Source organism: Pseudoduganella ginsengisoli, from assembly GCF_009720865.1.
GTDB classification, from domain to species: domain Bacteria; phylum Pseudomonadota; class Gammaproteobacteria; order Burkholderiales; family Burkholderiaceae_D; genus Rugamonas; species Rugamonas ginsengisoli.
Map to the genome: position 1 here is coordinate 315,081 of NZ_WNLA01000004.1, position 19,225 is coordinate 334,305.

General features: G+C 62.9%; 13 protein-coding genes. 8 read left to right on the forward strand and 5 right to left on the reverse strand.

Features of this window, described 5'->3' with window-relative positions; all coding sequences use genetic code 11:
- The first annotated feature begins 75 nt into the window (after positions 1–75).
- The 3 genes from GM668_RS09800 to clpB are packed head-to-tail and all read left to right on the forward strand — an operon-like array spanning position 76 to position 5,800.
- On the forward strand, positions 76–2,691 hold the full coding sequence (locus GM668_RS09800) for a DUF349 domain-containing protein (RefSeq protein WP_155438745.1): 2,616 nt from the start codon (positions 76–78) through the stop codon (positions 2,689–2,691).
- Positions 2,688–3,155, forward strand: a complete 468-nt coding sequence (gene moaE, locus GM668_RS09805; protein WP_155438746.1) for a molybdopterin synthase catalytic subunit MoaE — start codon at positions 2,688–2,690, stop codon at positions 3,153–3,155. The genes GM668_RS09800 and moaE overlap by 4 nt, the downstream gene beginning before the upstream one ends.
- 59 nt (positions 3,156–3,214) lie before the next feature.
- Positions 3,215–5,800, forward strand: coding sequence for an ATP-dependent chaperone ClpB (gene clpB, locus GM668_RS09810; RefSeq protein ID WP_155438747.1), 2,586 nt, complete (start codon positions 3,215–3,217; stop codon positions 5,798–5,800).
- Positions 5,801–5,839: 39 nt separating this feature from the next.
- Here the strand turns inward: clpB and GM668_RS09815 are convergent, their stop codons facing one another.
- Positions 5,840–6,220 (reverse strand): hypothetical protein, encoded by a 381-nt coding sequence (locus GM668_RS09815; RefSeq protein ID WP_155438748.1) that lies wholly within the window; start codon positions 6,218–6,220, stop codon positions 5,840–5,842.
- Between the two features lie 31 nt (positions 6,221–6,251).
- Positions 6,252–7,688 carry an aldehyde dehydrogenase family protein gene (locus GM668_RS09820; protein ID WP_155438749.1) on the reverse strand — a complete coding sequence of 479 codons (1,437 nt, stop codon included), beginning with the start codon at positions 7,686–7,688 and terminating at the stop codon, positions 6,252–6,254.
- A 92-nt stretch (positions 7,689–7,780) separates the two neighbouring features.
- On the opposite strand from GM668_RS09820, the gene GM668_RS09825 reads away from it, so the two are divergent.
- Positions 7,781–10,627, forward strand: a complete 2,847-nt coding sequence (locus tag GM668_RS09825; RefSeq protein WP_155438750.1) for an ATP-binding protein — start codon at positions 7,781–7,783, stop codon at positions 10,625–10,627.
- Between the two features lie 3 nt (positions 10,628–10,630).
- On the opposite strand, the gene GM668_RS09830 is transcribed toward GM668_RS09825, so the two are convergent.
- The gene (locus GM668_RS09830; RefSeq protein ID WP_155438751.1) at positions 10,631–11,425 is read right to left on the reverse strand and encodes an AraC family transcriptional regulator; all 795 of its coding nucleotides are present in this window, start codon (positions 11,423–11,425) and stop codon (positions 10,631–10,633) included.
- A 98-nt stretch (positions 11,426–11,523) separates the two neighbouring features.
- On the opposite strand from GM668_RS09830, the gene GM668_RS09835 reads away from it, so the two are divergent.
- The 4 genes from GM668_RS09835 (at position 11,524) to GM668_RS09850 (ending at position 17,710) form a co-directional block, all read left to right on the forward strand.
- Positions 11,524–12,747 carry an MFS transporter gene (locus GM668_RS09835; RefSeq protein ID WP_155438752.1) on the forward strand — a complete coding sequence of 408 codons (1,224 nt, stop codon included), beginning with the start codon at positions 11,524–11,526 and terminating at the stop codon, positions 12,745–12,747.
- 528 nt (positions 12,748–13,275) lie between these two features.
- Positions 13,276–14,577, forward strand: a complete 1,302-nt coding sequence (gene aceA, locus GM668_RS09840) for an isocitrate lyase (protein WP_155438753.1) — start codon at positions 13,276–13,278, stop codon at positions 14,575–14,577.
- Positions 14,578–14,690: 113 nt separating this feature from the next.
- Positions 14,691–16,304, forward strand: a complete 1,614-nt coding sequence (locus GM668_RS09845; RefSeq protein WP_155438754.1) for a 23S rRNA (adenine(2030)-N(6))-methyltransferase RlmJ — start codon at positions 14,691–14,693, stop codon at positions 16,302–16,304.
- A gap of 140 nt (positions 16,305–16,444) precedes the next feature.
- Positions 16,445–17,710 (forward strand): EAL and HDOD domain-containing protein, encoded by a 1,266-nt coding sequence (locus GM668_RS09850; RefSeq protein WP_155438755.1) that lies wholly within the window; start codon positions 16,445–16,447, stop codon positions 17,708–17,710.
- Between the two features lie 54 nt (positions 17,711–17,764).
- On the opposite strand, the gene GM668_RS09855 is transcribed toward GM668_RS09850, so the two are convergent.
- The gene (locus tag GM668_RS09855; RefSeq protein ID WP_155438756.1) at positions 17,765–18,502 is read right to left on the reverse strand and encodes an SAM-dependent methyltransferase; all 738 of its coding nucleotides are present in this window, start codon (positions 18,500–18,502) and stop codon (positions 17,765–17,767) included.
- 2 nt (positions 18,503–18,504) lie between these two features.
- Positions 18,505–19,128, reverse strand: a complete 624-nt coding sequence (locus tag GM668_RS09860; protein WP_155438757.1) for a Maf-like protein — start codon at positions 19,126–19,128, stop codon at positions 18,505–18,507.
- Positions 19,129–19,225: the final 97 nt, after the last annotated feature.

The window sequence follows — 19,225 nt, forward strand, 5'->3', positions numbered from 1 at the left end:
GCGATTCCGGGTGGCCGCCGAAGCAAAACGCGTTACTTTGCTATGATGGTGGTTTTGATCACCCGGTAGCCCATTATGTTCGAATTCCTCTTCAAACGCCCCGGCGACAAGCCGTCCGATCAGCAGGCCAATCCGGAACAGGCTGCAGCAAGCGCTGCAACTGCCGCCAATGCTGAGCAGACTGCCGCCCGCCGTGCTGCCCAGTTGGAACGGGCCAAGGCGCTGGGGGGCGATGAGACGGGCGCCGTCGACCTGATCTTGCAAAGCGAATTTGCCGACGTGCGGCTGGCGGCTGCCGAGCACGTCAACAGCCAGGCCATGCTGGAAAAAGTCCAGCAAGCGATGCGCAATACGGACCGCCGCGTGGCAAAACTCATGCAAGGCCGTCTGGACGCCTTGCGCCACCAGCAAGCGGAGCAGCGCCAGGCGGAAGCAGCCATCGCATCGGCCCGCAAGCTGGCGCAAGATGACAAGCTCACGCCCAATCTGGTCGCCGAACTGGACCGCATGTGGAAAGTCATTGCCGCCGGTCCTGCGTTGACAGAAGAATTTGACGCCGTGCGCGCCACGCTGGCAAAACGCCTGGAAGACCAGATGGCGCTGCAGCGCGCCGCGCTCGATGCGCTGGCGGCCGTGCGCCGCATCGCGGCCGGGCAGTTGCCGGAAGGCGTCACGGCCGATGCCGTGCCTGCGCTGCTCGATGAACTGGCTGCCGGCCATGCGGCGCGCCAGGCGTCGCCGGAAAAAGAATCGCTGCCACGCCACTTGCTGGCAGACTTCGACACGGCGCTGGCCGGCGTCCGCGCAGGGCAAGAGACTGTCGCTGCACGCCGTGCGGCGCTGGCAGGCTGGCAGGCGCAAGACGCCGCTACGCTGAATGCCGATGAATTGAAACGCAGCTGGAATGCGCTGCCGAAAGTCGCCGATGCGGTTGCGGCGCAGGCGCTGCAACAGGAATTCGACGCCCTGCTGGCTGCCGTGCCGGCGCCGGTGCGCGTCAAAGAAGAAGCGCCGCCGCCCAAGGTCCAGCATCAGGAACACGGCGGCAAGCCCGAAGCGCGCAAGGAATCGCCTGCCGCGCAGGAAGCCAACCGTGAAGCCAACCGCCACTTCATGGCGATTGTCGACCAGATGGAAGCGGCGTTGAACCAGGGCCAGTTGCACATAGCCGCCGACCACGACAAGGTGTTGAAAGAAACCAGGACCGGCCGTTTGACGCAAGCGCAAGCGGACCGCCTCGCGCACGTGCGTGCCGAGCTGAAGCGGCTGGGCGACTGGGCGCGCTGGGGCGGCAATGTGTCGCGCGAAGAATTGGTGAAAGCCGTGGAAGAATTGCCGGCGCAAAAACTGTCGATGCCCGAACTGGCCAAAAAAGTCGGTTCCATGCGCGAGCGCTGGAAAGCGCTGGACGGCGTCTCCGGCGCCGCGCCCAAGTCGCTGTGGGAGCGTTTCGATGCAGCGTGTACGGCAGCGTATGCGCCGGCCGCGGCCCACTTCAAGCACCTGGCCGATGAGCGCCACACGAATGCCGCCAAAGCGGAAGCCATGATTTCCGAAGTGGAAAAAATGGCGGCGGAACTGGCCGGCGAAGTACCGAATTTCAAGGCGCTGGCCGCCGCCGCCCAGCGTTTGCGTCAGGCATGGGGCCGCTTGGGAGCGATCGACCGCAAGGAAAAGAAAAAGCTCGATGCCGCGTTTGATCAAGCCATGGCCAAGATGACGGGCCCGCTCGAAGAGCAGCGCCGTATCGAAGTGGCCCGCCGCGAGCAATTGATTGCCGAGACGGAAAAGCTGGCGCCGACCGACCGCCACACGCTCGATACCGTGCGCCACTTGCAAGAGCAATGGCAGGAATACGCCCGTGCGCTGCCGCTGGAGCGCAAGCAGGAACAGGCGCTGTGGCAGCGTTTCCGCGCCGCGTGCGATGCGATCTTTGCCGCCCGCAAGGAATCCGCCCATGCAGCCGACAGTGAACGCAAAGCCCACTTGCACGTGCGTGAAGATATTTGCGCGCAACTGGAAAACGCCACGTTCACGGGCGACGACAAGGCGCAACTGGCTGCCATCACGAAAGCGCTGCGCGATGCAGCGCAGGCATGGCATGCATCCGGCCACGTGCCGCGTGCCAGCGAAGGGAAAATCGAGGCCCGCTACAAAGCCGCCACTGCCGCCGTCCAGGCGCAAGCCGATGCGATCCGCAAACGCGCCGGCGCGGCGCAAGCCAATGCGCTGCGCGACAAGCTGCGTTTGACGCAAGCGCTGGAATCGGCCATCACCACCGGTGAAACCATCGATGGCGCCGATTGGGAAAGCCGCTGGAAAGCGTTGCCGGCCTTGCCGGGCGAATATGAACGCGTGCTGCACGGCCGCTTTGCGGCGGGCATTGCGGCAGCCGCCGAGAGCGGCAAGCGCAGCGCCTATGCGGCGCGCCTGGAGCAGGCCCGCGCCACGTTGCTCAGTGAAGTACTGCGCCTGGAAATCGTGGCGGGCGTGGACAGCGGCGCGGAATTTGCCCGCGACCGTTTGAAAATGCAGGTGGAAGTGCTGCAATCGTCGCTGAAGTCCGGCCAAAAGCCCATGACGCAAGCGGCGCAATTCCTGCAACTGTGCGCGATGCCGGCGCTGGCCGATGCGCGCACGGCGTCGCGTATCGAACAATTGTTCCGCCGCATAGGCGCCGATGCAAAATGACGGCGTTTTTTAGTCAAGTCCGTGTCCAGGCGGAAGATTTCGATGTGGCCTATGAGCTGGCGCAACTGCGCGCCGGCAATGCCAAGGTGGGCGGCGTCGTGAGTTTCGTCGGCACCGTGCGCGACCTGAATGAAGGCGCGCACGTGGCGGAAATGGAACTGGAGCATTACCCGGGCATGACGGAACAATCAATTGCCGCCATCATTGGCCAGGCGCAGCAGCGCTGGCCGATCTATGGTGCGCTGGTGATCCACCGCATCGGCCCGCTGAAGCCGGCGGAACAAATCGTCATGGTGGCCGTCACGTCGGCCCACCGTGGCGAAGCATTTGCCGCTTGCGAATTCATTATTGATTATCTGAAAACCGAAGCGCCGTTCTGGAAAAAAGAACAGACGCCGGACGGGGCGCGCTGGGTCGATGCGCGCGTCAGCGATGATGCTGCGCTCAAGAAATGGCAGTCTTGAAAATGCGGCTTTGAGCCTTACCTTGTCCGCAACACAGACACAAACCGGAGCGGTTTATCATGCGGCAAGACAAACTCACAACGAAATTGCAAGAAGCCCTGGCGGACGCACAAAGCTTGGCCGTCGGTAACGACAATCCCTATATTGAGCCCCTGCACCTGCTGTCGGCCCTGATCAACCAGGACGATGGCGGCGCCCGTTCGCTGTTGCAGCGCGCGGGTGTCAACCTGGGCGGCTTGACCAACGGCATCAAGAGCGGCATGGAGCGCCTGCCCAAGGTCTCCGGCAACGGCGGCGACGTCCAAGCCAGCCGTGAATTCATCGGCGTGTTGAATCTGGCCGACAAGGAAGCGCAGAAGCGCGGCGACCAGTTCGTGTCCAGTGAAATGGTGTTGCTGGCGCTGACGGACGACAAGTCCGATGCGGGCCGCCTGGCCCGTGAAAATGGCCTGACCCGCAAATCGCTGGAAGCGGCGATCGACACCGTGCGCGGCGGCGGCAAAGTCGATTCGCAGGAAGCGGAAGGCCAGCGCGAAGCCCTGAAAAAATACACGCTGGACCTGACGGAACGTGCGCGCCAGGGCAAGCTTGATCCTGTCATTGGCCGCGACGATGAAATCCGCCGCGCGATCCAGGTGTTGCAGCGCCGTACCAAGAACAATCCTGTGCTGATCGGCGAACCCGGCGTCGGCAAGACCGCCATCGTGGAAGGGCTGGCGCAGCGTATCGTCAACAATGAAGTGCCCGATTCACTGCGCGGCAAGCGCGTGCTGTCGCTGGACATGGCGGCCTTGCTGGCGGGCGCGAAATACCGTGGCGAATTCGAAGAGCGCCTGAAAGCCGTGCTGAAAGAACTGGCCATGGATGAAGGGCAGACCATCGTGTTCATCGATGAGCTGCACATCATGGTGGGCGCCGGCAAAGCGGAAGGCGCAATGGATGCGGGCAATATGCTGAAGCCCGCGCTGGCGCGCGGCGAATTGCACTGCGTGGGCGCCACGACCTTGGACGAATACCGCAAATACATTGAAAAGGATGCCGCGCTGGAGCGCCGCTTCCAGAAAATCCTCGTCGATGAACCGACCGTGGAAGCCACGATTGCCATCCTGCGCGGCCTGCAGGACAAATATGAGCTGCACCACAAGGTTGCCATTACCGATCCGGCCATCATCGCAGCGGCCGAACTGTCGCACCGCTACATTACGGACCGCTTCCTGCCGGACAAGGCGATTGACTTGATCGATGAAGCCGCGTCGAAGATCAAGATCGAGATCGATTCGAAGCCGGAAGTCATGGACAAGCTGGAACGGCGCCTGATCCAGTTAAAGATCGAGAAGGAAGCCGTCAAGAAGGAAAAAGATGAGGCGTCGCGCCGCCGCCTGGACTTGATCGATGAAGAAATCGCCAAGCTGCAGCGCGAGTACAACGATTTCGAAGAAGTGCTGAAGGCGGAAAAAGCCAACGTGCAGGGCACCACGCACATCAAGGAAGAAATCGAACGCATCCGCCAGCAAATGGAAGAAGCGACGCGCGCATCGAACTGGCAGCGGGTATCGGAACTGCAGTACGGTAAATTGCCGGAGCTGGAAGCGCAATTGAAGCAGGCCGAATCCGCCGCGGGCGGGGCGCAGGCTGCCGATAAACCCAAGCTGCTGCGCACGCAAGTGGGTGCGGAAGAAATCGCGGAAGTCGTATCGCGTGCGACGGGGATTCCCGTGTCGCGCATGATGCAGGGCGAACGCGACAAGCTGCTGCACATTGAAGAAAAGCTGCACGAGCGCGTGGTGGGGCAGGATGAGGCCATCAATGCCGTAGCCGACGCGATCCGCCGTTCCCGTGCCGGCCTGGCGGACCCGAACCGTCCCTATGGTTCGTTCATGTTCCTGGGCCCGACGGGTGTCGGCAAGACGGAATTGACGAAGGCGCTGGCAGCGTTCCTGTTCGATACGGAAGATTCGCTGATCCGCCTCGACATGAGTGAATTCATGGAAAAGCATTCGGTGGCCCGCCTGATAGGCGCGCCGCCCGGCTATGTGGGTTACGACGAAGGCGGCTACCTGACGGAAGCCGTGCGCCGCAAGCCATACAGCGTGATCTTGCTGGACGAAGTGGAAAAAGCGCACCACGACGTGTTCAACGTGCTGCTGCAAGTGCTCGATGACGGCCGCATGACGGATGGCCAGGGCCGCACGGTGGACTTCAAGAATACCGTGATCATCATGACGTCGAACCTGGGTTCGCAAAAAATCCAGTCGATGGAAGACTCGGATCCGGCGCTGGTGAAATTGTCCGTGATGGCGGAAGTGCGTTCCCACTTCCGGCCGGAATTCATCAACCGCATCGATGAAATCGTCGTGTTCCACGGGCTGGACGACAAGAACATCGGCGCGATTGCGAAGATCCAGCTGAGGATCCTGGAACAGCGCCTGAACCGCATGGATATGGGCTTGAACGTGTCCGACGCGGCGCTGCAAAAGATCGCGGAGGCAGGCTACGATCCGGTGTACGGCGCGCGGCCGTTGAAGCGCGCAGTGCAGCAGGGGATAGAAAACCCGTTGTCGAAACTGATCCTGGAAGGCCGCTTCGGCCCGAACGATACGATCCGTGTCGACGTCAAGGATGGCGAACTGGCGTTCAGCAAGTAAGCCTTGTGCGGCAAGGTGGCCTGGAATCCAGGCCACCCATCAAGCCGCCTTCCTGCGTCCATCCCGCTCGGCAAAATCCTCCACTTCATAGCGCGCCAAAAAGCCTGACGCTTCCATGCCCGCGATGGCCACGGCCTTGCCGCCCGCCGCCACGCCTTCAATCGCCCGTTTTACGTATGCGCCCAGCGATTGCCTGGTTGTGCACTTTTGCCGCATCGGATAGCGGCCCGTGACCGTATAGCCATCCAGGTATTCGATTTCAAAGTCGCACTCGGCGCTGGGCTGCATGGCCGTGGCCCAGTTCTTCAGCAGCTTGTCCGCCGCCACGAAGGAACCCAAAACCGCCATTGTGCAGCTGCGCTGCTGGCGGATGCGGATTTTAGCGACACCGACTTTTTCTTCCACGTACTTGCTTCGCATACTGTTCTCCTGCAGAGATAGCTGGGTAGCACTAGTGCCGCATTTCCCCGTCAACCGCGCGCAACAAGTGCAGCGGGTTGTCATCCTGCAGCGCGGCGGGGAGCAGGATGGGAGGCGCGTCCTGATACACCACGGGACGCAGGAACCGTTCAATGGCAAAGCTGGCGCCAGCCACATGCCAGGCTGGCGGCGCCACGGTACTGTTGATGCCGATTTGCCCGGCAATGCGCTGCAGCCGGGACAGCAATTTAGTGGCCAGCGCCAGATCGTCAAAGCCGTCGCCGGCCGTCATGTGGATCACGGCGGCGTGCTGGCGTCCCAGCCGTGCGGCGGCGTCCAGCATGGCTTGGCCGCTGCTGCAGCGCACCAGCAGTCCGGCAGGGCTGCGGCAGGCATCGTCCAGCAGCGGCGGCGCGGGCAGGTGGGTGTCATCCGTTTCAGCAAACATGGGTCTTGCCAGCCCCCGCGCGCCGGGCTGCGCTCCTTCGGCCAGCAGCGTGACGCGTGGCGCCGACAGCAGCCAGTCGGTCCGCTGCGCATGGCCATGCGTCCCCTCCGGCATGACCACTGGCGCCAGCGCATTGACGGCGTCGATGATGGTTTCACGTAAATCCACGTAGCCATCGCCACCGAGCGCAAACACCAGCGCGGGCCGGTGCGCGGCCGGTGCGGCGGCAAACTGGCGCACCAGCCGTTGGCCCAGATGTTCCGCCTGCGCATTCAAGGCGCCCGGCAAAATAAAGACAGGATTGCACGCACCAGGTTCGGACAGCACGGGGATAGGCTCCGCACGGTCCAGGCTGCGCCGCATCAGGCGTAGCGCATCGCTGCGGTTGCCGGCGGCTGCCGCGCGCACGTCAGGGTGCGCCACCAGCGCGTCTACGCTGCCCGGCAATTCCGGCGTCAGCGCATACACGCCGTCAGGCAAACCTGCCTCGCGCACGGCGCGCAGCACGGCCTGCCCGGCCAGCGCATGGCACATCGGGTGGGTATGGCGGGCATGCACGATGACGGGGCAGCCTGCCGCCAGCGCTGCCAGCGCATCGGGACCGATGGCGCCATGGACGGGCGTGGCGCCGCCGCCCAGGATCGCCGTGGGACCCAACGGCACATGCTGCGCGCACAGGCGCAGCGGCGTGGTTTCAATCGCAGCATGTTGCCAGTGGTGGCGCTGCAACACCGTGCACAGCGCATCGATTTGCTGGCGGATCGCGGCCCGCTCCAGCATGACAGTCCCGCTATCGGTGCCCAGTTCGCGCCGCGCGGCTTCCTGCAGCGCGTCCGCCTGCGCATCGAGTTCGGCGGCGATCGCCTGCAACAGACGGCAGCGCGTGGCGGCATTGCTGAGCCCATAGGGGCCGGCGGCGCTGTCGGCACGGCGCACCACCGCATCAAGCCGGGTCCAGGCTTCAGCATGGTCGGTGGATGGCACGGATGGAATCACAGCAGCCTCCGGGGTGGGAACCATGCCATATTAAGAACTAATTGCTGCACCCGCGCATAAATTCTTGTAAATTGGTGTTAAGCAAACCCTTTGCCATTACTACATGTTTTAACGACATGCTTGCCCCCGATACCATCTTTCTGTTTGGTCCGTTCCGGCTGGTGCCCGCCGAGCGTGCACTGTATGGCAGCGGCGGCGCCGTCCGGCTGCATGGACGGGCGTTTGACTTGCTGCTGGCGCTGGTGGAGCGGGCCGGGGAAGTGATTGCCAAGGATGAACTGCTGGCCCGCGTGTGGCCGCAAACCTTTGTGGAAGAGGGCAATTTGCGGGTGCACGTGGCGGCATTGCGCAAGGTGTTACAGGACGACAGCGGCCATCCGTATGTCGATAACGTCGTCGGGCGGGGCTACAGTTTTGTTGCGCCGGTGCGCCGCGTTGCCGCGGCGCCGGAAACCACGGCGGCGTCCGCCCTGATACCGGCCAATGTGCCATTGCTGCAGCAGCCGCGCCTGTTCGGACGGCGCGATACGGTGCAGCGCATCGAAGACATGCTGTCCGAAGGACGGCTGGTGACCGTGGCCGGGCCGGGCGGCATGGGCAAGACATCGGTGGCGCTGTCCGTGGCCGCGCGCAGCGCCGCGCTGGGCGAACGCGTGCATATGCTGGACATGGCGCCGCTGGCTGACGCCGCCCAGCTGGGCGGTGCGCTGGCCATGGTGCTGGGCGTGCCCGCGCTGGCGCAAGATCCGGTCCCCGGCTTGCTGGCGCATTTGCGCGGCATGCAGGCGTTGCTGGTGTTCGACAATTGCGAACACGTGATCGACGCCGCCGCTGCGCTGGCGGAGCGCCTGCTGCACGAAACCAATGGCATCCGCATCCTGGCAACCAGCCGTGAACCCTTGCGCGCGGAAGGCGAATGCGTGCACCGCTTGCCGCCGCTGGCGCTGCCGGAATGCGTGGAAGACAGCGGCGATGCTTTCGCGGCGCTGGCGGCCAGCCCCGCCGTGCAATTGTTTGCCGAACGCGCCGCCAGCGGCATGGATGGGTTCAAACTCACGATGGACAATGCCGCCTGCGTGGCCGACATTTGCCGCCGCCTCGACGGCATTCCGCTGGCGATTGAACTGGCGGCGGGGCGGGCGGAATTTTTCGGCGTGCAGGGCCTGGCGGCGCGGCTGGAAGATTGCTTTGCCGTGTTGACGCGGGGCCGCCGCACCGCACTGCCGCGCCACCAGACCTTGCGCGCTACGCTGGACTGGAGCTACGACATGCTGCCGCCGCTGGAACAGGCGATCTTGCGGCGCTTTGCCGTGTTCCGTGCGCCATTCGGCTTGGATTGCGCCATCGATGTCGTATGTTGCGGCCAGGTGGACCGTGACTTCGTCGTTGACAGCATTGCCAACCTGGCGGCCAAGTCGCTGCTCAGCGTGGACAGCAGCGGCAGTGAAACACAATACCGCCTGCTGGGCACGACGCGCGCCTATGCGCTCGATAAATTGCGCGCCAGCGGCGAACTGGAACGGGTATCGGGCCGCTATGTGCAGCGCTGCTGCACGTTGATGGAGCAGGCGCAAAACCTGTTCGACGACATGCCGCTGGCAAAATGGCTGGACCGCTTTGGCGGCAGCATTGGCCACGTGCGGGCAGCGCTGGATTGGGCGCTTGATGCAGCCAATGAAACTGCGGGCGATGCGCTGGACGACGATGGCGGCAACCGCTTTGCAGCGGGTCTGCGGCTGTGCGCGGCGTCCGCCACGCTGTGGTACCAGCTGTCGCTGATGGATGAATACCGGCGCCGCCTGGAACAGGCGATGCGGCGCGTGGAGGGCGGCGCGCTGCGCATCGATGCGGGCACGGAAATGCGGCTGCAGCTGGCGATGGGACACGCACTGGTGCATGTGGGCGGGCAAGCCGACAGCGCCCGCCGCGCCGAGGCGTTTGCGCGCGCGCTGGCGCTGGCGGAGCGGCTCGATGACGGCGTGGCCCGCATGGCCGCGCTGTGGGGATGCTATACGGATGCGATCTTCGGCGGCGACTATCAGGCGGCGCTGGGTTTTGCCGAGCGCTATGGCGCGGCGGCGGTGCATGGCGGCGAACTGGCGCAAGTAGGGCACGCGCGCATGCTGGCGCGCAGCATGCATTATCTCGGGCACCAGCAGCGCGCCCGCGCCCACGTCGACTTTGTGGCGCGCCACCCATTGAGCCACCGGCGCCATGCATTGCACCGGGGCTTCCAGTTCGACCAGCATATATCAACGCTGGCGATCCAGGGCCGCGTGCTGTGGCTGCAGGGCTATCCGGAACAGGCCGCGCAAGTGGCGCAGCAATGCGTGGACGATGCGCTGCGCGTGGGGCATGGCATTTCACTGTGCTTTGCGCTGCTGCTGGGCTGCACGGTGGCGGCATGGTCCGGCCACGATGCCGATGCGGCCCGCTATACGGAAATGATGCTGGACCATTCGCAGCGCTGTTCGCTGCCGCACTGGCATTTCTGGGGCGAGGGATTCGCGCTGGCCCAGCGCTTGCAGCAGGACGGCGACGACGCGGCCGATCCTGCCGTGCTGGCGCTGCAGCAAAGCCCTTATTGCGGCGATATGCAAGTCGATGTGATGGCGACCCTGCATCTGCGCCTGCTGAGCGCACGCGCCATTGCGCGCGCCGATGCCGGCCAGGCTGGCTGGAGCTGTGCGGAAGTGCTGCGCAGCTGGGGCGAATCGATGATGCGGGGCGGATCGCCGGAGCAGGCGGGCCAGCTGTTCCAGCGCGCGCTGGACGTTGCCCGCGAACAGGGCGCGGGCGCCTGGGAATTACGCGCCGCTACCAGCCTCGCGCGCCTGCGCCAGTCGCAGGGCCGGGCCAGGGAAGCGCTGGCGCCGTTGCAGGCGGCCTACGGCCGCTTTACGGAAGGATTCGGCACGCGCGACTTGCTGCTGGCGCGCGCGCTGCTTGACGAGCTGGCGTAGCACTTACACGCCGTCGGCAAAGAATGCGGATGGCGTGGTGCCGAAGGTTTTACGGAACATGGCGGAAAACGCGGACTGGCTGGCGTAGCCCAATTGCTCGGCCACTTGCGCCAGCGGCACGCCGCGCGCAATCATGGGTGCAGCATGGGCCAGCCGGACTTGCTGGCGCCACTGTCCAAACGTCATGCCCAGTTCTTTTTCAAACAGGCGCGCCAACGTGCGTTCCGATGCGCCCACGTGGCTGGCCCACGTTTCCAGTGTATGCGGCATGCCTGGATCGGCCATCAGCGCGGCGCACAGGCTGGCCAGGCGCTTGTCTTCCGGCAGCGGCACGCGCATGGGCCGCGTCAGCAGGCGCGGCACTTCATCGAGGATCAATTCGCACAGCAATGTCGCGCGGCTGCCATGGTCGGTCTGGTCCAGCTGTTCCAGCGCCATCAGCATTTCCCGCATCAGTGGCGACACGGCCAGCACGCGGCATTCATTGCCGGGGAAGGGCGAGCGCGTGGCCAGCACGAACAGGGGACGCAAGTGCGCCGGTTCCAGGATATCGACGGCATGCATGACGCCGGGGGGAATCCAGATGGCGCGCTGCGGCGGCACGACCCAGCTGCTGTTATTGGCTGTCACGCGCACCACGCCCTCCAAGGTGAAGGTCACCTGGCCCCACGCATGGGCATGGGGCTGCATCTGGTGGGTGACGTCCAGGTTGCGGGCGCGCACGGTCACGGGCCGGGCATCGCTTGGATCTGCAAGCGGGCAATCGAGCCCGGTATGGGTGACGACAGGAACAGGCATGGTTGGCGGTTTTGCGATAAAAGATGTCTTTCTATCTTAATTCAGACGCGGCAAATTTGCATACACTGCACTTCAGTTCATTCAACTGGAGTCTTTTGATGGCATCCCCTGACAACGCTACCTTGCGTTCCGATGCCCGTGTCATTGGCCTGGTCGGCCTCGCGCACGGCATTTCGCACTTTTACCACGTGATCCTGGCCGCGCTGTTCCCGTGGCTGATTCCGCAATTTAACCTGACCCACGTGGAAGTGGGGCTGCTGATGACGGTGTTCTTCATCGTATCCGGCATCGGCCAGGCGCTGGCCGGCTTTGTCGTTGACCGCTTCGGCGCGCGCGCCGTGCTGTTTTCCGGCGTCGGCTTGCTGGGTGTGTCGGCGCTGGTGCTGTCCGGCGCCCAGCATTATCCGGTGCTGATTGCCGGCGCCATGCTTGCCGGCCTGGGCAACAGCGTATTCCACCCGGCTGACTATACGCTGCTGAATCAGCGCGTATCGCAGGCGCGCATGGCGCACGCGTTTTCCGTGCACGGCATCAGCGGCAACATCGGCTGGGCCCTGTCGCCGCTGTTCATGACGGCCGTCACCACGATGACAGACTGGCGCACGGCGCTGCTGTGGGCCGCCGCGCTGCCGTTCACGGTGCTGGCCATCCTGGTCTTGAACCGCCATGCGCTGCGCCCGAATCCCATCGTGCGCCACGCCCATGCGAAGAGCGGCGGCTCGCTGGACTTCCTGCGCTTGAAATCGGTGTGGATGTGCTTTGCGTTCTTCTTCGTGACGGCGCTGGCGCTGGGCGGCATCCAGAGTTTCGCGTCGCCGGCGCTGGTGTCGCTGTATGGCATGTCGCTGGCCATGGCGACGTCCAGCTACACGGCCTATATGGGCGCGTCGGCAGTGGGCATGGTGCTGGGCGGCTTCCTGGCAGCAGGGCGCAAAGACCATGATAAAACCATCGCGTTTGCCTTCACCCTGGCGGCGCTGCTGGCGGTGGTGCTGGCGTCCGGCGCCGTACCGGCGTGGCTGGCCTTCGTGCTGATGGGCGCCATCGGCTTTGCCGCCGGGATCGCCGGTCCGTCGCGCGACTTGATGATCAAGGCCGCGGCGCCGGCCAACGCCACGGGCCGCGTATTTGGTGTCGTGTATTCGGGGCTGGACAGCGGCTTGTCCATGGCGCCGCTGCTGTTTGGCGCGCTGATGGACGCGGGCCGGCCGGGCTGGCTGTTTATCGGCATCGGCATCTTCCAGGCCATGGCGATTGCCACGGCAGTCGGCGTAGGGGGCAATACCCGCGCAGTGCGCCTGCAAAACGCTTCCGCACAATAAAAAGCCGCACCTGCGAGGGTGCGGCCGATGCGCTCGCACTGCCCTTCCGGAGGGGCAGTGCAGCGTGCCAGGTGCGTTTCTGGTGGCTGGATATCCGCATTGGAACTATTGCTTCCGCTGGCGTCGACATCATCCGGTCCCGGATCCGTGCTGCTGGCTGCTCCGATATGTTTTGTTCTTGGTGACTTCAGAATAGCAGAGGTTGCCAGAATGTCCCATTGTATTTTCCTACGATAACTATCGTTTCTATTTATTAATGATAGTTTCCATAAGAGAATCCCTCGCTGTTTTTCATGTGACGGAATCCTTGTTTCATATCGCGGAAACCCATGCGGCTCTGCCGCATGCGCTTGCTCTCACGGGAAGAAATTACGTTCCGAATCATGAAATCAGTGTGGTAAACCATTGTTTTAGTGTGACATATTGTTACTCATTTGTCTTATATAAGAGTATTGCTGCGGTGAACAACAGCGCCTACTATGTCTTTAACACACTTCACTTTGTATCAGACTCAGACAGGAGAACGCCATGGCTACCCGAGAACAGCAAATCGCCGCATTACAGCAGGACTGGGACACGAATCCGCGCTGGAAAGGCGTGACCCGCACCTATACGGCCGCGGACGTGGTGCGCTTGCGGGGCTCGCTGAAAATCGAGCATACGCTGGCGCAGCGGGGCGCGGAAAAACTGTGGCATCTCGTCAATAACGAACCCTTCGTCAACGCACTGGGGGCGCTGACGGGCAACCAGGCCATGCAGCAAGTCAAAGCGGGATTGAAGGCGATTTACTTGTCCGGCTGGCAAGTTGCGGGCGATGCCAACGTGGCCGGTGAAATGTATCCGGACCAGTCGCTGTATCCCGCCAATTCCGTGCCGATGGTGGTGCGCCGCATTAACAATACGTTCCAGCGGGCCGACCAGATTCAATGGTCCGAAGGCAAAGACGACATCGATTATTTCGCGCCCATCGTGGCCGATGCGGAAGCAGGTTTCGGCGGCGTGCTCAATGCGTATGAATTGATGAAAGCCATGATCGAAGCCGGTGCGGCAGGCGTGCACTTTGAAGACCAGCTGGCGTCCGTCAAAAAGTGCGGCCACATGGGCGGCAAGGTGCTGGTGCCGTCGCGTGAAGCCGTGGAAAAATTGACGGCGGCGCGGCTGGCGGCGGACGTGATGGGCACGCCGACCTTGGTGATTGCCCGCACGGATGCGGAAGCGGCGGATTTGCTGACGTCCGATATCGACGTCAATGACCAGCCTTTTTGCACGGGCGAGCGCACGGTGGAAGGGTTTTATAAAGTGCGGGCCGGTCTTGAGCAGGCGGTTTCCCGCGCGCTCGCGTATGCGCCGTATGCAGATCTCGTGTGGTGCGAAACAGGCAAGCCGGATCTGGTCTTTGCCAAGAAATTCGCCGAAGCCGTGCATGCGCAATTCCCCGGCAAGATGCTGGCGTATAACTGTTCGCCGTCGTTCAACTGGAAGAAAAACCTGGATGACGCCACCATTGCAAAATTCCAGCGCGAACTGGGCGCCATGGGCTATAAATTCCAGTTCATCACGCTGGCAGGCTTCCATTCGCTGAATTACTCGATGTTCAATCTGGCGCACGGCTATGCGCGGCGCCAGATGCCGGCCTTCGTGGAATTGCAGGAATCCGAATTTGCGGCGGCAGAAAAGGGCTTCACGGCTGTCAAGCACCAGCGGGAAGTGGGGACCGGCTACTTCGATGCGGTCACGCAAACCATCCAGCAAGGCCAGAGCTCGACCACGGCGCTGCATGGTTCCACGGAAAATGAACAATTCTTTGAAGGCGGCAAGAAGGTTGCGTAATCGTCAGGATAGGGCGGCCGCCGCCAGTCTCCTCCTGGCGCGCGGCGGTTTTTGCATGGGGCGGCCTGTATAATGCACCCCTTGCAGCACCATCCACCAAGAGGAAAAATCCCATGTTCAGTTACCGCCACGCCTTCCACGCCGGCAACCACGCCGACGTGCTGAAGCACTTTGTGTTGATCCAGTTATTGCAATACATGAACCGGAAAGACACTGCCTACACGTATATCGATACCCATGCGGGTGCGGGCGTGTACCAGCTGGACGGGGAGTATGCGGCAAAAAGCGGCGAGTCGGCGACCGGTATCGGCCCCCTGTGGGAGCGCGACGATTTGCCGCAAGCGCTGGCGGAATACGTGAATTTGATCAAGGGGATGAACCCGAGTGGCAAGCTGCGCTTTTATCCGGGCTCGCCTTATTGCGCCGAGCAGGTGGCGCGCGAACAAGACCGCCTGCGCATGTATGAAATGCACCCGGCCGATTTCAAGCTGTGTACCGATAACTTCCGCAAGCTGGCCGAACATGCGGCTGCGCAGGGCCACCGTCCATCCGTGCGCGGCCAGCGCGCGCTGGTGACGCGCGCCGACGGTTTCCAGTCGCTCAAAGCGCTGTTGCCGCCGCCATCGCGCCGTGCCGTCGTGCTGTGCGACCCGCCGTATGAAGACAAGCAGGATTACCGCAAGGTGACGGACATGCTGCAGGAAGCCATCAAGCGCTTCCCGGGCGGCACGTACGCCGTGTGGTACCCGATCTTGCAGCGCATCGAAGCACGCAATTTTGCCGAGCGCTTGAAGCATTTGCCGGGCACCGAATGGCTGAACGTGTCGCTGACAATCCGCACGCCGGGGCCGGACGGTTTTGGCGGCTTGCATAGCAGCGGCATGTTCATCATCAATCCGCCTTACACGCTGGAAGCCACGCTCAAGCAAGTGATGCCATACCTGGTGGACGTGCTCGGTGTCGATGAGGGCGCGGCATTTGTGCTGGAATCCGGCCTGGCCGCCACGACACCGCGCATGACGGCGTCGCCGCATGCCGATGGCCCGCGCGCGGCTGCGTCGCCGCGCAGCAGCGGCAAGCGTGCAGGTCCGGAAGGCTCCGGCGGCGGCAGCGTTTATGGCGGCGGCAAAGCCCGCGGCGGATCGGGACGGCCTCGCAGCGAGCGCCCGGAAGGCGGGCGTGGCGGCGATGACGGATTTGGCGGTGGGCGGCAGGGCAATGAACGCGGCGGCATGGAAGGTTCCAATCGTGGCCGCCCGGGCAGCGAACGCATGCGCGATGCACGTCCTGCCGGCGGCCGCGACGGCGGATATGACAGCCGCGGCCAGCGCGCGGACGAGCGCGGGTATCAGAACCGTCCTCAGCGTGATGGCGGCGAGCGTGGCTATCCGAACCGGTCCCAGCGTGACAGCGATGAGCGTGCCCATGGCGGCCGTGCACAGCGCGGTGGTGACGAGCGCAGCTTTGAAAGCCGTTCCCGGCGCAGCGGTGAAGGGCGCGGCGATGAGGGACGTCCTCAACGTGGTGGCGAAGGAAGCGGCTACGAAAGCCGCCCGCCACGTGGCGGTGACGGCGCCGGCTACGGCCGAAGCACTGGCCGTCCGTCCGGCATGGGCGGCTCCGGTCCGGCGGACGGCGGCAGCCAGCGCGGCGCCCGCCCTGCGGGGAAACCCTTCGTGGGCACGGGCCGGACGTCGGGACCGCGCAACGGCCCCCGCAAAGGTTGAAAAAGTTGTAACGAAAAGTATTGTCAGGACTGCATTGTTAGGTATAGGCTAGTATTAACCGGACGCTACAACAGGTCTGGCGGCGCCGTAGCGGTTTGCATGCCGCTGCGCTATCACTAACTTGCAGATTGAGGCCGTTCATGACCACGCCTGCGGACTTTTCTCCTGCTATTGCGAACCAGTTTTATCTGGCCCGACAACCTATCCTCAATCGCAGCCAGCGTCTGGTTGCCTATGAATTGCTGTTCCGCCATGCCGATGCGCAATCCGCCCACGTGACGGACAATGCCACGGCCACCGCTTCCGTCATTGCCCATGCCAGCGAGCTGGGCATGGAACAGGTGGTGGGCGAGCAAATGGCGTTCGTCAATGTCGATGAAGTGGGGCTGATGAGTGATTTCATCCACTTCCTGCCCACGGATAAAGTCATCCTGGAAATCCTGGAAACCGTGCATGCGACGCCGGACGTGCTGGCGCGGGTACGGGAATTGAAAGAGCAGGGCTTCCGGTTTGCGCTCGACGACGTGATCCATCACACGGAAGACGTGCAAAAATTCCAGCCGATGGCCGATGTCATCAAGGTCGATATCCACGACATGCCCCGCGCGGAACTCGATACGCTGGCGCACAGCTTGAAAAATTCACGGCAAAAGCTGCTGGCGGAAAAGGTGGAAACCATCGAGGAATTCCAGCACTGCATGGACCTCGGTTTTGAATATTTCCAGGGTTATTACTTTGCCCGCCCTGTCATCCTTAGCGGCAAGAAGATTGAGCCGTCACACATGGCCATCTTGCATTTGCTGAACCTGTTGAACACGGATGCGGACCAGCAGGAAATCGAGCGCAGCGTGAAACACGATGCGCTGATTACGCTCAATTTGCTGCGCCTGGTCAATACGCCGGCAGTGGGGGCGCGCTTCCGCATCAATTCCGTCAGCCATGCGTTGATCGTGCTGGGGCGGCGGCAATTGCAGCGGTGGCTGCAGATACTGCTCTATGTAAAGAGCGGGCCTAAGCAGGAATTTGATTCGCCGCTTCTGCTGATGGCCACTACCCGCGGCAAAATGATGGAATTGATGATGGAGCGCTTGCACCCGGGCCAGCGCACCGGTGCGGATATCGGCTTCACGGTCGGCATCATGTCGCTGATGAATACGCTGTTTTCCGTGCCGATGGAAGACATCCTCGACAGCGTCAATGTCATTGACGACGTGCGCGCCGCGCTGCTGTACCGGCGCGGCGAATATGGCGGCATGCTGTCGTTGATCGAGCATGTCGAACGGGCGGGGGATGGTGAAGAGATGGCCGGGTTGCTGGATAACCTGGGGCTGGAACCGGCGGATTTGTTTGAAATCCAGGTGACGGCGTATGACTGGGTCAATGAATACCGGGCGGGGCTGCACTGAGCATGGATGCCGCGGCACGCTGCGCGCCCCGCGGCAATTTATGCTGAGCGTGCGTTACTGGCCCAATATCAAAAACACGGTCGGCTTCTTGTGGAAGTCCGGCGTCTTGCCCGCCGCAAGCTGACCCTTCCACTGCGCGACGGTCATGGTCTTGATGGTTTCGCCAGGCAGGCTGATGTCGGTGGCCACACACACGAGCGTGGTGCCATGGCAGCTGGCGGTAATCGCTTCCAGCATCGGGCCATTGCGGTACGGTGTTTCAATAAACAGCTGCGTCTGCTTTTCATGGCGCGAGCGGATTTCCAGTTCTTTCAAGCGCTTGCTGCGCAGTGCTGCATCGGTTGGCAGGTAGCCGTTGAAAGCAAAGCTCTGGCCATTCAAGCCGCTTGCCATGACGGCCAGCAGCAGCGACGACGGTCCCACCAAAGGCCGCACGGGAATGCCGTGCTGGTGCGCCAGGCGCACCAGGTCCGCGCCCGGATCGGCCACGGCCGGCACGCCGGCTTCGGACAGCAAGCCCGCATCTTCACCGGCCAGCAGCGGTTCCAATAAGCCTTTCAGCGCCGCCGGCGGCGTATTCACGTTCAATTCGCTGATGCGGATTTCCTGCATCGGCTTGGCCAACGGGTAATTCGCGCTGACGAGTTTTAAGAAAGCGCGCGCCGTCTTGGCGTTTTCCGCCACGAAATTGACGAGGCCGGCCGTGGTGGCTTGTACGTGTTCAGGGATGACGTGCGACAGCGATTCAGTGTCGCCCAGGGTATTCGGGATCAGGAACAGGGTGCCGGTCATATTCATTTGGTCGGGTGGAAGAAGGGCACGCCGGCGGCGCGCAGCATGCCGGTCAGGGCAATCAGCGGCAAGCCGGTCAGGGCGGTCGGGTCGTCAGTGGCGATGCGTTCGAGGATGGCAATGCCCAAACCTTCGTTCTTGGCGCTGCCCGCGCAGTCATACGGCTGCTCTATACGCAGGTAGGCGTCCAGTTCCGCATCCGGTAAATCGCGGAACGTGACGATGGTTTGTATATCTTCCACTTGCGCGGAATTGTTGCGTCCATCCCACAGGCACAGCGCCGTATGGAAGATCACTTCGCGGCCGCGCATTTTTTGCAATTGCGCCAGCGCGGCGGCGTGCGAACCGGGTTTGCCGATCTGTTCGTCGTCCAGCGTGGCAACCTGGTCGGAGCCAATCACCAGTGCGCCCGGATGGCGCGCCGCCACGGCTGCCGCTTTTTCCCGGGCCAGGCGCAGCGCTGTGGCGCTGGGCGTCTCGCCAGGCTTCGGGCTTTCATCGATATCGGGCACGTCGACGGAAAACGGCAACTGCAAACGGCCCAGCAATTCCCGGCGGTAGACGGAACTGGAGGCCAGCACCAGTTTCACACCGTTGTCGGGAGGGGAATTTTGAATAATCGGCATTGGTTTACTGGCTCGTAGCAATATTTTGTTATATGCTTTGCGCACTGTGATTTGGCGCAAATAAAAATGTGCTCGTAAACAGGCACACCGCAGAAAA